Source organism: Janthinobacterium sp. SUN128, assembly GCF_030587275.1.
Taxonomy (GTDB): Bacteria; Pseudomonadota; Gammaproteobacteria; order Burkholderiales; family Burkholderiaceae_D; genus Janthinobacterium; species Janthinobacterium lividum.
The window spans coordinates 799,329-812,823 of sequence record NZ_JAPWHY010000001.1; the positions used below are offsets into that span (position 1 = coordinate 799,329).

At 63.8% G+C, this 13,495-nt stretch carries 13 protein-coding genes; 12 read left to right on the top strand and 1 reads right to left on the bottom strand.

Going from position 1 to position 13,495, the window contains the following annotated elements; all coding sequences use genetic code 11:
* The first annotated feature begins 41 nt into the window (after positions 1–41).
* Positions 42–1,457 (top strand): MFS transporter, encoded by a 1,416-nt coding sequence (locus O3297_RS03805; protein ID WP_305047793.1) that lies wholly within the window; start codon positions 42–44, stop codon positions 1,455–1,457.
* Between the two features lie 10 nt (positions 1,458–1,467).
* Here O3297_RS03805 and O3297_RS03810 read toward each other — a convergent pair whose 3' ends face one another.
* Positions 1,468–3,102, bottom strand: coding sequence for an acyl-CoA synthetase (locus O3297_RS03810; protein WP_092610677.1), 1,635 nt, complete (start codon positions 3,100–3,102; stop codon positions 1,468–1,470).
* 112 nt (positions 3,103–3,214) lie between these two features.
* Here O3297_RS03810 and O3297_RS03815 point away from each other — a divergent pair, with 112 nt between their 5' ends.
* The 11 genes from O3297_RS03815 (at position 3,215) to O3297_RS03865 (ending at position 13,422) form a co-directional block, all read left to right on the top strand.
* Positions 3,215–3,916 carry a Crp/Fnr family transcriptional regulator gene (locus O3297_RS03815; RefSeq protein ID WP_305047794.1) on the top strand — a complete coding sequence of 234 codons (702 nt, stop codon included), beginning with the start codon at positions 3,215–3,217 and terminating at the stop codon, positions 3,914–3,916.
* 62 nt (positions 3,917–3,978) lie between these two features.
* Positions 3,979–4,602 carry a hypothetical protein gene (locus O3297_RS03820; protein ID WP_305047795.1) on the top strand — a complete coding sequence of 208 codons (624 nt, stop codon included), beginning with the start codon at positions 3,979–3,981 and terminating at the stop codon, positions 4,600–4,602.
* A gap of 20 nt (positions 4,603–4,622) precedes the next feature.
* Complete coding sequence (locus O3297_RS03825) at positions 4,623–5,009, top strand: DUF2946 domain-containing protein (protein WP_244965456.1); 387 nt, start codon at positions 4,623–4,625, stop codon at positions 5,007–5,009.
* Between the two features lie 62 nt (positions 5,010–5,071).
* Positions 5,072–5,668 carry an SCO family protein gene (locus O3297_RS03830; protein ID WP_070279155.1) on the top strand — a complete coding sequence of 199 codons (597 nt, stop codon included), beginning with the start codon at positions 5,072–5,074 and terminating at the stop codon, positions 5,666–5,668.
* 18 nt (positions 5,669–5,686) lie between these two features.
* Positions 5,687–6,163 (top strand): copper chaperone PCu(A)C, encoded by a 477-nt coding sequence (locus tag O3297_RS03835; protein WP_174718099.1) that lies wholly within the window; start codon positions 5,687–5,689, stop codon positions 6,161–6,163.
* A gap of 122 nt (positions 6,164–6,285) precedes the next feature.
* A complete protein-coding gene (locus tag O3297_RS03840) occupies positions 6,286–6,942 on the top strand; it encodes a CerR family C-terminal domain-containing protein (protein WP_305047796.1) in 657 nt (218 codons plus the stop codon).
* Complete coding sequence (locus O3297_RS03845; RefSeq protein WP_305047797.1) at positions 6,939–8,147, top strand: multidrug effflux MFS transporter; 1,209 nt, start codon at positions 6,939–6,941, stop codon at positions 8,145–8,147. Before O3297_RS03840 ends, O3297_RS03845 begins: the two co-directional genes overlap by 4 nt.
* A 122-nt stretch (positions 8,148–8,269) precedes the next feature.
* Positions 8,270–9,616, top strand: a complete 1,347-nt coding sequence (locus O3297_RS03850; protein ID WP_305047798.1) for a DUF3422 family protein — start codon at positions 8,270–8,272, stop codon at positions 9,614–9,616.
* Positions 9,617–9,720: 104 nt separating this feature from the next.
* Positions 9,721–11,211 carry a hypothetical protein gene (locus O3297_RS03855; RefSeq protein ID WP_305047799.1) on the top strand — a complete coding sequence of 497 codons (1,491 nt, stop codon included), beginning with the start codon at positions 9,721–9,723 and terminating at the stop codon, positions 11,209–11,211.
* A 64-nt stretch (positions 11,212–11,275) separates the two neighbouring features.
* Complete coding sequence (locus O3297_RS03860) at positions 11,276–11,668, top strand: BlaI/MecI/CopY family transcriptional regulator (protein ID WP_034757543.1); 393 nt, start codon at positions 11,276–11,278, stop codon at positions 11,666–11,668.
* The gene (locus O3297_RS03865) at positions 11,665–13,422 is read left to right on the top strand and encodes a M56 family metallopeptidase (RefSeq protein ID WP_305047800.1); all 1,758 of its coding nucleotides are present in this window, start codon (positions 11,665–11,667) and stop codon (positions 13,420–13,422) included. Before O3297_RS03860 ends, O3297_RS03865 begins: the two co-directional genes overlap by 4 nt.
* The last annotated feature ends 73 nt before the right edge of the window (positions 13,423–13,495 follow it).

A 13,495-nucleotide genomic window follows, 5' to 3' on the forward strand; every position in this document is an offset into this window, starting at 1 on the left:
GTTAGTGTATTGTCCGGATCAGCAAGATGAACAGGTAGTGTATGCAGCAGTCTATGCGGCAGCAAACGCAAGCCGTGATGGTGGGCGAGGACGGCTTGCCGCCCGGCGCCCGTATATGGGCCATGCTGGCGCTGGCCATCGGCGTGGGCATGGCTTCGCTCGATACGGCGATTGCCAACACGGCCTTGCCGGCCATCGCCAGCGAGCTGCACACGACGCCGGCCGCCTCCGTCTGGATCGTCAACGTGTACCAGCTGGCCATGGTGGCGACCTTGCTGCCGTTTTCCGCCCTCGGCGAAATCGCCGGCTACCGGCGCGTATTCATCTCCGGCATGTTTTTATTTACCCTAGCTTCGCTCGCTTGCGCACTGGCCTGGTCCTTGCCCTCGCTGGTGGTGGCGCGCCTGTTCCAGGGCGTCGGCGCCAGCGCCATTATGAGCGTCAATACGGCGCTGCTGCGCGCCCTGTACCCGAAACACTTGTTGGGACGCGCGTTCGGCAACAATGCGCTGGTGGTGGCTGTCGCGTTTGCCATCGGGCCCACGGCCGCTTCCTTGATCCTGGCGATGGCATCGTGGCCGTGGCTGTTCGCCATCAATGTGCCGCTGGGCGTGGCCGGCTTCTTCCTCGCCAGCCGCATGTTGCCGGCGACAAAACTGTCCGGTCACACGCTCGATGCGCGCACGGCGCTGTACAACGTGGGCGCTTTCGGCTTGCTGATCCTGTTGTTTGGCGATGCCGCCCATCACGCGACCCTGTCGACCTTGCTGCCGGAACTGGTGGCAGTAGTGATCTTCTTTATTTTGCTGCTGCGCCGCCAGGCGGGGCACGCAGCCCCGATGCTGCCGATCGACCTGTTTCGCCGTCCATTATTCCTGCTGTCGTCGCTGACGGCCATCTGCACGTTTGCCGCGCAGGGCCTGGCCTTCGTTTCACTGCCATTCTATTTTGAAGTCACCCTGGGCCGTTCGCCCGTCGAGACGGGCTTTTTGATGACGCCGTGGGCCGTGCTGGTGGCCGTGATGGCGCCCGTGGCCGGGCGCCTCAGCGACCGCTATTCGCCGGGCGTGCTGGGCGGCATCGGCCTGGCGGCGCTGGCGGGCGGCTTGCTGACCCTGGTGTGGATACCAGCCCACCCGAGCGTGTTCGACATCGGCTGGCGCATGGCCCTGTGCGGCATCGGTTTCGGTTTCTTCCAGGCGCCCAATCTGAAAGCCATCATGGGCAGCGCGCCGCCCGAGCGGGCCGGCGGCGCCAGCGGCGTGGTGGCCACGTCGCGCCTGATCGGGCAAGCCACGGGCGCGGCGCTGGTCGCGTATTGCTTCACGGTTTCCGCCACGCGTGGCACGACGTATGCGCTGTGCCTGGCGGCAGGGTTCGCCGCCGTGGCCAGCATCGCCAGCTTCTCGCGCCTGGTGGTGGCGCAGCCGGCGTGGTTGCAAGGCAAGCGCGACTGACAGGTACAAATCAGACGTCGATGGCCTTGTCCGACTGCATGCGCTTGCGCAGTTCGAACTTCTGGATCTTGCCCGTCGACGTGCGGGGCAGGGGGCCGAAATAAATGGCTTTCGGCACCTTGAAACCGGCCAGGTTGTTCTTGCAGAAGGCGATCAATTCCGCTTCCGTCACCGTCCCGCCTTCGCGCAGCTCGACGAAGGCGCATGGCGTCTCGCCCCATTTTTCGTCGGGCTGGGCGATGACGGCGGCGGCCAGCACCTGCGGATGGTGGTACAGCGCGTCTTCCACTTCCACGCTGGAAATGTTTTCTCCACCGGAAATGATGATGTCCTTGCTGCGGTCCTTCAGCTTGATATAGCCGTCCGGATACATGACGCCGAGGTCGCCCGTGTGGAACCAGCCGCCGGCGAACGCTTCCTGCGTCGCCTTTTCATTTTTTAAATAGCCTTTCATGCAGATATTGCCGCGGAACATGATCTCGCCGATCTGTTCGCCGTCGGCCGCCACCGGCTGCATGGTCTCCGGGTCCAGCACGGCCACGGCGCTTTGCAGGTGGTAGCGCACGCCCTGGCGCGACTTCAATACGGCGCGTTCTTCCTGGGACAGGGCCGCCCACTCGTCCTGCTCGGCGCAGATGGCGGCCGGGCCATACACTTCCGTCAAGCCATACGAGTGGATCAAGTCGAAACCCATGGCTTCGATCTTCGCCACCATGGCGGCAGGCGGCGGTGCGCCTGCCACCATGCCGCGCACGGTCCAGTCGATGCCGTCACGCCAGTTGGCGGGCGCATTGGCCAGCGCTGCATGCACGATGGGCGCGGCGCAGTAGTGGGTGATGCGCAATTCGCGCATCAGGTCGAACACGAGTTTCGGTTCGAACTTGCGCAGGCACACGTTGACGCCGGCGCGCGCGGCCACGGTCCACGGGAAGCACCAGCCATTGCAGTGGAACATCGGTAATGTCCATAAATACACGGCATGCTTGGGCATGTCCCACTCTAATATATTCGACAGGGCGTTCAGGGCCGCGCCGCGGTGGTGGTAGACCACGCCTTTCGGGTCGCCCGTGGTGCCGGACGTGTAGTTCAAAGCGATGGCGTCCCACTCGTCCGCAGGCGGCTGCCAGTCGTAATCGGGGTCGCCGCTGGCCAGCAAGCTTTCGTAGTCGAGGTCGGCAAATGCTTCCACTTCCGGTCCCAGCACATCGTTGACCTGGATCACGCGCAAGCCGGGAATCTGCGCCGCCATCTGGCGCGCCAGCTCGGCAAATTCTGTGTCGGCCAGCAAGACCTTGGCTTGGCCATGGCGCAGCATGAAGGTCAGGGAGGCCAGGTCGAGGCGGATATTCAGGGCGTTGAGGACGGCGCCGGCCATCGGGACGCCGAAGCTCGCTTCCACCATGGCGGGGGTGTTCGGCAGCATCACGGCCACCGTGTCGCCCGTGCCCACGCCCAGCTTGATGAGGCCGGAGGCCAGGCGGCGCGTGCGCGCATAGGTTTCGCCCCATGTCTGGCGCACGGCGCCATGTGCAATTGCCAGGCGATTGCCATATACTGCGGCTGCCCTGGCGATATAGTCGAGCGGGGTGAGGGCGGCGTAGTTGGCGCTGTTTTTGCCGAGGCCGGTGTTGAAATCAGCTGTCATGCTTGTCTCCTGGTAAAAGAATCTTGTAGCTCCCTGTTTCGGGATTGATACCGGTTAGCATAGCACCGGCGCTGGAAAATCACTGTCATCTTAGTGACAACTGAAGGATGGAATGGATAGCAACGATAGTGTAGACCGTGCCGTGCCCGAACTCGACAGCCACGACTGGTTCACGGCCCTCGATACAGGGCATCAGGCCCTGTTGCGCGCTGGCAGCGTGATCCGGCATTTCGAGGCAGGCGCCTTCATCACGCGGCGCGGCGAACCGTCGGCGCACTGGATCGGCGTGCACACGGGCTTGATCAAGCTGGCCGTCTACAACGCCGATGGGCGCGGCGCCACGTTTTCCGGCGTGCCGGCCGGCGGCTGGTGCGGCGAGGGCAGCGTGCTCAAGCGAGAACTGCGCCGCTACGACGTGGTGGCCGTGCGCGCATCGCGCATCCTCCTCGTGCCGGTGGACTTGTTTCACCTGTTGCTGGCCGAAAGCCTCTCCTTCAATGCCTTCGTCATCCGCCAGCTGAACGAGCGCATGGGGCAATTCATCGCCACCATCCAGAATCAGCGCCTGCTGGCCGTCGACGCGCAAGTGGCGCAAGCCATCGCGCAGCTGTTCCACCCCATGCTATACCCGCGCACGTCCAGCGTGCTTGAGCTGTCGCAGGAAGAAATCGGCTTGCTGACCGGCATTTCGCGCCAGCGCGTGAACCAGGCGCTGGGCCATCTGGCCGAGCTGAACCTGATCAGCATTGCCTACCAGTCCATCCGCGTCGTCGACCTGGACGGCTTGCGCCGTTATGGCGTGGCGTCGCTGTGATGACAGACCGGACGCGCGATGTGTGGCATGCTGGCTGCTCGTTCACCACCTTGACCTGACGCATGGCCCTCGTTTCCGATCATCCATTGCACCTGCTGGGCTTGCGCTTTCCGCTCCGGTTGCGCGTTACCGTGCGCCAGGGCTTTGTGACCTTGCACAATGAAATCACCACCAAGAAACTGGCCAGCGGCGACAGTTTCGTCGTGCCCGCTTTCCTGCGCTTTGCCTGCGACGTGATGCCGGGGCGGGGCAAGCCGGCCGTGTTCACCCTGGCGCTGGAAGGCGATGAGCCCGATGGTGGCCACGGCGGCGGCAAGCGCTGGAGCCAGGCGCTGGCGCAGCACATCTTCGATACGCCGCAAGGCAAATGGACGGCTGCGCGCCTGGCGACCCTGTGGCAAGTGACGCCGCACAAGGCCAGGGCGCGCCTGTTTTCCGAGGGCGAGGCATTGCTCAGCCTGGTGCGCGAACAGCGCCTGGCGCACGCGCTGCACACGGCGGCGCAAGCGGATGCCGATGGCGAGCACGGCGAGCGCGACCTGGCGCAAGTGGCGGCCGGCTCCGGCTTTGCCTCGATCCCCGCGTTTTGCGATGCCTGCGTGGACGTGGCGGGCGTGCGCCCCAGCCTGTTCCTGCGCGGCCAGGCGGGCGCGCCTGCGCAACGCGATAGCCAGACTCCGTTATAATCGGGGCCATGGGATCATTATTGAAGCGCAAACAGTGGCATATGTGGTTCGCCTGCCTGGCGATACTGCTCAATGCGCTGTCGCCATCCCTGTCGTATGCGTTTGCTTCGCTGCATGCGAACGCGAACAATGCCGCCGTCGAGATTTGCTCGGCCAGCGGCGCCGTCTACACGCAAGCGGACCTGGCGCCAGCCGTCAAATCCACCACTGATTCCGTGCTGCACCACATTGAGCATTGCCCGTTCTGCATGAGCCATGCGGGCAGCGCGGGTTTGCCGCCGTCGTCAGCATCGCCGCTGCCCGTGATCACGGGCCACGACCTGTATCCGCCATTGTTTTACCAGGCGCCGCGGGCCCCGTTCGCCTGGCTGGCCGCCAGCCCGCGCGGCCCGCCTCTGGCTGCCTGAATACACCCGTCACGCCTTCCACGTCTTAACTGTATCCACTACGCCCATCGGGCCAGAATGCCATGAAACGTCGTCTTTTTCTTCTCGCCGGTACGGCGGGATTGCTCACGCTTGCCGCTTGCGAACCCGCGCCGAAACCCCATTACAACGGCCTCGACTTGACTGGAGGCGATTACAAGCCCGACTTCAAGTTGAGCGGCCCCGACGGCAAGGTCTACACCCTGGCCGATTTCAAGGGCAAGTATGTGATGGTCTTCTTTGGCTTTACGCAATGCCCGGACGTGTGTCCGACAGCCCTGTCGCGCGCGCTGGAAATCCGCCAGAAACTGGGGCCGGATGCCGATAAGCTGCAAGTGATCTTCATCAGCATCGACCCCGAGCGCGACACGCCGGAGTTGCTGGGAGAATACATGCGCGCCTTCGACCCCAGCTTCCTGGGCTTGCGCACGGACCCGCAGGCGACGGCGCAGACGGCCTTCAATTACAAGGTCTTCTACCGCCGCGTGCCGAGCGGCAGTTCCTACACGATGGACCACACGGCCATCAGCTATGTGCTCGATGCCGAGGGACGCATGCGCCTGGGCCTGAAGCACCAGTTGACGGGCGACGAGTGCGTGCAGGATATCAAGACCCTGATGAAATCGAAATACACCTTATAACCATACCGAGGAATGATCATGACCCATTTGAAAACCCTGCTGGCCACGGCCCTGGCTGTGCTGTCCTTCTCCGCCTCTGCCCAGACCTCCGTGCAGATTACCGACCCGTGGGTGCGCGCCACCGTGCCGCAGCAAAAAGCCACGGGCGCCTTCATGCAGATCACGGCGCCGAAAGCCATGCGCCTGCTGGAAGTGCGCTCGCCCGTGGCCGGCGTGGCGGAAATCCATGAAATGAGCATGACGGACAATATGATGCGCATGCGCCAGGTCAAGGAAATCGCCTTGCCAGCTGGCAAAGCCGTCGAACTGAAACCGGGCGGCTACCACGTGATGCTGCTGGAACTCAAAGGGCAGGTGAAGGCGGGCGACAAGATCCCGCTGACCCTCGTCGTCGAAGGCGAGGACAAGCGCCGCGAAACGATCGAAGTCAATGCCGTGGCCCGTCCGCTGGGCGCCACCTCGACGTCATCCGCGATGCCGGCGATGAAGCACTAAGCGACGGCAATACCCTTGCAAAGCCCGGTTCGCCGGGCTTTTTTGCGTCCATTTGAAAATTAAACAGCTGTTTGATACAATGCTGAACAATATTAAACAGATGTTTAAACGATGGGAATGGCATGACAGAAGAAGTCGAAACGGCGCGCACGCGCATCCTGCAGGCGGCGGTCCAGCTGTTTGCCGACGAAGGCTACAAGCTCGCGTCCGTACGCAGGATCTGCGAGGCGGCCCACGTCAACGTGGCGATGGTTAACTATTATTTTCATGGCAAGGAAGAGCTGTACCTGGCCGCCTTCGACCATGCGCGCGCGCTGGCGCGTGCCTCGGCCGCTGCCGTACCGGAGGCAGGCCCGGCGGCGGCCGTGGCGCCCGTGGAACAGTTGCGCCTGGCGATACAATCGATGGTCTTCGACATGCTGCGTCCGGGAGCGGCTTCGCTGTTCAGCCGCCTGGTGGCGCGCGAATTGATCGAACCCACGTCCGCCATCCACATGCTGGCAGACCGCGACGTGCGCGCGCACCATGCCCTGTTTACAGGCTTGATCCGTGGCGTGGTGGGCGAGGCCATGCCGGCGGACGTGCTGCAGAAATGCGTGTTCAGCGTGATCGGCCAGGCCGTGTTCTATGCCCGTTCGCGCATCGTGCATGAACTGGTTGCACCGGAAATTACCTATGACGAGACTGGCACTGCCAGCATTGCGCAGCATGTCGCCGCGTTCTCGCTGGCGGCCCTCGACGGCTTGCGCCGCCAATATGCTGTGCAGGTGGGCGCATGAAAGCGCGCAACCTGACCCTGGTGCTGGCCGGGCTGGCCATGCTGGGCCCGTTCGCCACCGATACCTTCCTGCCGTCGTTTCCCGCGATCGGCACTCATTTCGACGTCAGCAGCGTGCTGGTGCAGCAGACCCTGAGCGTCTACCTGGCCGCCTATGCCTTCATGACCTTGTTTTACGGCACCTTGTCCGATTCGTTCGGCCGCCGTCCCGTGATTCTCGGCTCGCTGCTGATCTTTGCTGTGGGCTCCATCGGCGCCGCGTTTGCCCCCAGCTTTGGCTGGCTGCTGTTTTTCCGCGGCATGCAGGGCGCCTCGGCCGGGGCGGGCAGGGTCATCGGCCAAGCCATCGTGCGCGACAGCCTGTCGGGCGCGGCCGCACAGAAGATGCTGGCCAATATCATGATGGTGTTCGGCATCGCGCCCGCCATCGCGCCTATCATCGGCGGCTGGCTGCACGTGGCGTATGGCTGGCAATCCACGTTCGTGTTCACCTTTTCCGTCACGGTGCTGTTGTTGCTCGCCTGCCTGAAAGGCTTGCCGGAAAGTTTAGCTGTCGAGCAACGTCAACCTTTTCACCCAGGCAACATCGCGCGCAATTACTGGCTGGCCTTGCGCCACCGGGCGTTCCTGCTGCGTTCGCTGGCCGTGGCCTTTGCGTTTGGCGGCTTTGCCCTGTACATCGCCTCGGCCCCGCATTTCATCCTCGAACTGCTGCACCTGCCGGAAACGGCCTTCGGCTGGATGTTCATCCCCATGGTGGCGGGCCTGGTGGGCGGCTCGGCGCTGTCGGGCAAGCTGGCCCATGCGGTGAAAAGCGCCGTGCTGGTGCGCTGGGGCTTGCTGGCCATGGCGGCCACGGGCGCGCTCAACATTGCCTACAACCACTGGTTCGCGGCCAGCATCCCGTTCGCCGTCGTGCCCGTGATGCTGTACGCGTTCGGCATGTCGCTGGCCTTGCCGGGCATGACCATGTCGACGCTCGACATTTTCCCGCAGATGCGGGGCTTGGCTGCCTCCTTGCAAAACTTTGTGCAAATGCTGGTGTTTGCGCTCGTGTCCGGTTTTGTCGCACCGTTGCTGTTCGACAGTGCGTTCAAATTGGCGCTGGGGCAGGCCTCTGCCGTGGCGCTGGCCGCGTTTTTCTGGTGGCTGGGCACGCGCCAGGACGCGGCGCAGGGTGTGATAAGTATTGCCAAAACGGCATGAGCGGAGTTTGAAAAGGTAGGCATGCTTCCTGCTTTGTTACACTGTGACAATCAGACCCCCGCTGCGGGCACAGCAGCACGCGCGCGGGTCTAAGCAGTTTTGCAACTTTACCTTTGGCTATCATGCACTTGATTAACTCCAGTTTGAACCACGCCTTGCGCGTGCCGCTGGCGGCGGAAATCCATTCGCGGCCGTTTTTGCAGCTCGACGCACCCGAGCTGATCACCCATCTGGCCGTGTATAAAGATGACAGCGCAGCGCCCGGTGCGTCGAATATGGCCGCCCAGCATGCCACCCTGGCGGCCTTGTGCACGCATTTCGGCGTCACGCCGCCCGCCGCCGAAGCCAAGTATTTTTATTACGACTTTGGCCGTTTCCGCCTGAAATGGGAATGCCACACGGAATTTGCCACGTTTACCTTTGCCGAACATCCGGGGCAGGCCTTGCCTTTGGCGCAGGCGTTCGAGCGCATGCCTTTGGCACAGTTGCCGCAGCAATGGCTGGCGGGCTTGAAGGGCAAGCTGATGGTGGCGGCGCACGTGGTGCTCGAGCAAGCGACTGAACCAGCCGAAATCTTCATGCAGGGCTTGTCGCGCGTGTTCGAGGGCAATACCCTGGCCGGCAGCAAGGTATTGCAGGGCGGCGAATTGTGGACGGATTTCACCATCCAGTCCGATGGCTTCAGCCGTTTCGTCATCCGCGATGCGGGCATGCGCTCGCAGCAGTCGGGTCGATTGGTGCAGCGCGTGCTGGAAATCGAAACCTACCGCATGATGGCCTTGTTGGGCTTGCCCTACGCCATGCAGGCGGCGCCATCCTTGAACGCCATCGAGAACGAACTGGCCACCCTGGCCGCCGCCATGGTCGACACGGATGACGCGCCTGGCCTGGCGAAGGCCGACGAGGGTGTTGCCGAGCAAGCCTTGCTCGACCGCATTACGCGGCTTGCCGCCCGCATTGAAAAGCTGTCGCTCGACAATAGCTACCGCTTTTCCGCGTCGAAAGCCTACATGGGCCTCGTCAAGGCGCGCATCGACGAGTTGCGCGAAGTGCGCATCGAAGGCATACCCACGGTCGAGGAATTCATGGATCGGCGTTTGACGCCCGCCATGAACACGTGCGAAGCCATGGCCAGCCGACAGGAAGCGATGGCGCAGCGCATCGCCAACACGAATGACTTGCTGCGCACGCGCGTGGGCATCGTGCAGGAATTGCAGAACCGGCAAATCCTGCAATCGATGAACGCCCGCGCCGCGCAGCAGCTGCGCTTGCAGCAAGCGGTGGAAGGCTTGTCGGTTGCCGCCATTTCCTATTATGTGATCGGTCTGTTCAGCTACACGGGCAAGGCGGCCAAGGTACTGGGCTTGCCCGTGAATCCGGAAATCCTCGTCGGCGCCCTGGTGCCGTTCGTGGCCGCCGCCGTGTGGCTGGGACTGCGCCGCATGCACCACAAGCTGCACGCTGACTGAACAGGACGACATTGCGCTGTCATTTTTGCTATCTTTCAACATTCGACCGTCAGGTGTTTTGAAAAGGAAGTTGCGTGCTAGCGAATGTTGGAGATGTTTACAGTGTGTTTTCGTCCGAGCTGCAGCAGTATGTGGCTTGCCAGGTCACCCGCATCAAGGATGCATCCTCGTCCAGGCCCGTAGCTGCCGTGCTGGAGCTGGACTGGACCGGTGACGCCTTGCCCGATGCGGCGGCCGTGCAAGCCATGCGGCCGCTGCTATGTGACTATTTCTTCTGGAATAATCGCCACGATCACTGCTATGCCACGGCGAACGTGCCGCCTGGCTATACGCTCGTTGGCAATATCGCGCCGCTGGTGGATGTGGAAGTCAACAGCTACCGCAGCGCCTGGTACGTGGGCGACAGCGTGCTGCGCCAGCGCAACTGGGAGCGCATCGATCCGGCGCGGCGCCAGCGGTTCAAGGCCGCGTCGGACAAGCGTGAAGTGACGCTGGGCGGCCAGGTCTTCCGGCAGGACGCGACGAAAATCAATGACAGCGTCTTGCAGGCGCTGGGTGACGTGTCCGAGCTGGAACAACTGCCTTGCCTGATGTCGATCGAGACTTGCAACGGCACGCAAGCCTTGATGGAGTTTATCCAGGGCAATCCCTTCATCAATGAGCTGGACTGGCAATCATCGACGGTGCCTGCGCTCGACTTCAGCGGCAGCGGCCTGGAACGCCTGATCCTGCAGCCCGATGGCGTCACCAGCCTGGTCTTGAATGAAGGCTTGAGCCTGCTCGCGCTGCGCAGCGCGCCATCGCCGGCGCTGCGCATCGACGATGGCGCCGACGGCCGCCACCTGACACTGCAGTGCACGCACGCGCTGCCGCCGTTCCACGGCCTCGGCCAGCTGGGCGGCCTGTCGCTGATCGGCATGAAGGAAGTTGATCTGGCGCAAGTGGCGCAGCGTTTTCCCCATCTGACCTCCTTGCGCATCTGGGGTAAACCCGGGATGGCGTCGCAGATGGCCAGCCTTGCGCAGCTGAGCCAGCTGCGGACGTTCACCGCCTATGACCTGTTCGGTTTCACGGCGGAGGATTTTCCATCGGCCGCGCAATTGCCGAAGCTGTCCGCCTTGTGGCTGACCAGCTTGCCCGCCGATGTCGCCAAGGCCATCAAGGCCGGCTACAAGACAGCGGCGGCGCTGGGACTGGACTTGTCGGTGACCAAGGCACGCAAGCCGGAATGGCTGGCGGATAACCTGCTCAACCCGTTCCGCGATTGGGATGGCCGCGAGCATATTTCCCCCGCGTATGCGAAAAAGGCGGCGCTGGCCTACAAGAACATGCTGGCCGTGACGCGCGGCATCGATGCCGCCATGCAGGCGACGGCGGCGGCCGCCACGCTGGAAGCGATGGTCGCCGCCTATGTGGATGCCTTCAACAAGATCGAGCGGCGCACGAGCATCATCGAGACGGTCGAGCGCGAGGAAATCTACACGGTGCTGGCCGAGCTGCTGGCGCAGCTGCGGCAGCAACTGGGCGGGCAGGGCGCCACACTCGTCGATGAGGCGGCCTTGCTGGCGCTGTTCGACCGCTTGCGCGAATTCTAGACCAGTCCAGCAGTATAGAAAAAAAGTTCTAGACATTGAGTTCTAGACTGGGTATTCTAGCGGCATGTTAAAAAATACCTCCACTCCCCATCCCACGGCCGCCGAACTGGACCTGCTGCGCATCCTGTGGCAGCGCGGCCCGTCCGACGCGCGCGCCGTGTATGACGCCCTGGCCGCTGAGCGTGCCGACGCCAGTTACGCCACCGTGCTGCGCCAGTTGCAACTGATGCATGGCAAGGGCTTGCTGAGCCGCGATGAAAGCCAGCGGCCGCAGCTGTATGCGGCCGTCGAAGCGCAGGAAAAGCTGCAAACGAGCTTGCTCAAGGACTTGATCGGCAAGGTGTTTTCTGGTTCCGGCAAGGCGCTCGTGCTGACGGCGCTGCGCGAGCACGTGAGCGACGCGGAACGCCTGGAAATTGAAAAAATCCTGCGCAGCAAGGATGGCGGCGCGCCATGAACCTGGACCTGGGCATAGAGTTGGGCAACCTTGTCCCTGCGCTGGGCTGGGTCTTGCTGTATTTTGTCTGGCAGGGCTTGATCGTCGGCGCCGTCTCCGCTGTATTGCTCTGGCTGCTGCGCCACGCCAGCGCGCGCTGGCGCTATGCCGTGTGCGCGCTGGCGCTGCTGCTGTGTATGTGCATTCCCTCCATCCACCTGCTGTCTCTGCTGTCGGGCACATCACTGGCCCAGCTGCCGATGGCAGCGCCGCCCGCCTGGCGCGCCGCGCTGCAAGCGTGGATGCCGGCCCTGGTGCTGGCCTGGAGCGCCGGCGTTGGCCTGATGAGCTTGCGCCTGTGCCTGGGCCTGGCCTGGGTTGGCAGGCTGCGCCGCCAGGCCGTGGCGGCCCCCGCGATCTGGCAGGCGCGCCTCGATGCGCTGGCGCTGCGCATGGGCTTGCGCGGCAGTCGGTCAGTGCCGCTGAAGCTGCATGCAGGCCTGGCCAGTCCCGTCACGGTGGGTTTCTGGCGCCCCGTCATCCTGCTGCCGGCCGCCTTGCTGAGCGGCATGCCCGTCGCCCTGCTCGAAGCGCTGCTGGCGCATGAACTGGCGCACGTGCGGCGCTGGGATTACCTGGTCAACCTGTTGCAAAGCGTGGCCGAGGCGCTGCTGTTCTTTCACCCCGTCGTCTGGTGGCTGTCGGCGCGCATGCGGGCCGAGCGGGAACAGGTGGCCGATGCCCTGGCTGCGCAAGCGCTGCAAGACCCGCAGCAGCTGGCCACGGCGCTGCATGCGCTGTCCCTGCACACGGCTGTGCCGCAGCATTCTCGCTTGCTGATGTCGGCACGGGGCGGGGCGTTGCTCACTCGCATCGAACGCCTGATGGCGCCAGGGCTGGATACGGCCGGCTGGAAACTGGCCGTACCCGCCTTGTTGCTGGCTTGTGCCACCCTGTTGTTGCAGACGCAGGAAAAGCCCGCAGTCAACGGGGCGATGCTGGCCGAGGCCGCCGCCGGCATGCTGGCTTTGCCCGTCAGCGCGAAACACATGCTGGTATTCGATGACGCCAGTGGCAAGGTGTTGATGGCGAAGGATGCGGACGCCGTCGTGCCCATCGCCTCGATCACCAAGCTGATGACGGCCATGGTGGTGCTCGATGCGGGGCTCGATCCCGATGAACAGTTGCGCATCGTGCGCGCCGACGGCGATGCGTCGCTGCAGCGCCACAGCCTGCTGGCCGATGGCGTGGCCGTGTCGCGCGGCGCGTTGTTGCAACTGGCACTGCTGCCGTCCGAAAATCGCGCCGCCGCCGCGCTGGCGCGTACCTATCCCGGCGGCAACACTGCCTTTGCGCAAGCGTTGCAAGCGAAGATCCGCCACCTGGGCTTGCGCCGCACCACCTTGACGGACCCCGTCGGCAGTTCTCCCGCGAATACGTCCACGGCCAGCGAGGTGGCGAAGATCGTCGCGGCGGCCGCGCGCTATCCGGACATCGCGCGCATCACCAGCCATCCGCAGGCGAGCGTGGCCGTCAATGGCAAGACGCGCACCCTGCACAACACCAATCCGCTGGTGGGCGGCAAGGGCTGGGACATTCTGCTGTCCAAGACTGGCAGCAGCAACGAGGCGGGCAGTTGCCTGACGATGCGCATGCGCAGCGGCGGCAAGCACGTCACCGTGGTGCTGCTGGACGCCGCCGGCGCGCAGCGGCGCTCGCTCGACGCCGGACACATCCGCGACACCCTGGCCGGGAGCCCAGGCCGCATGCATTGATACCCCCCCGGGCGCGCCAGTGCGGGCGCCCACCTTTTTACACTCTGGAGATGAAGATGACACTATTGGCGAA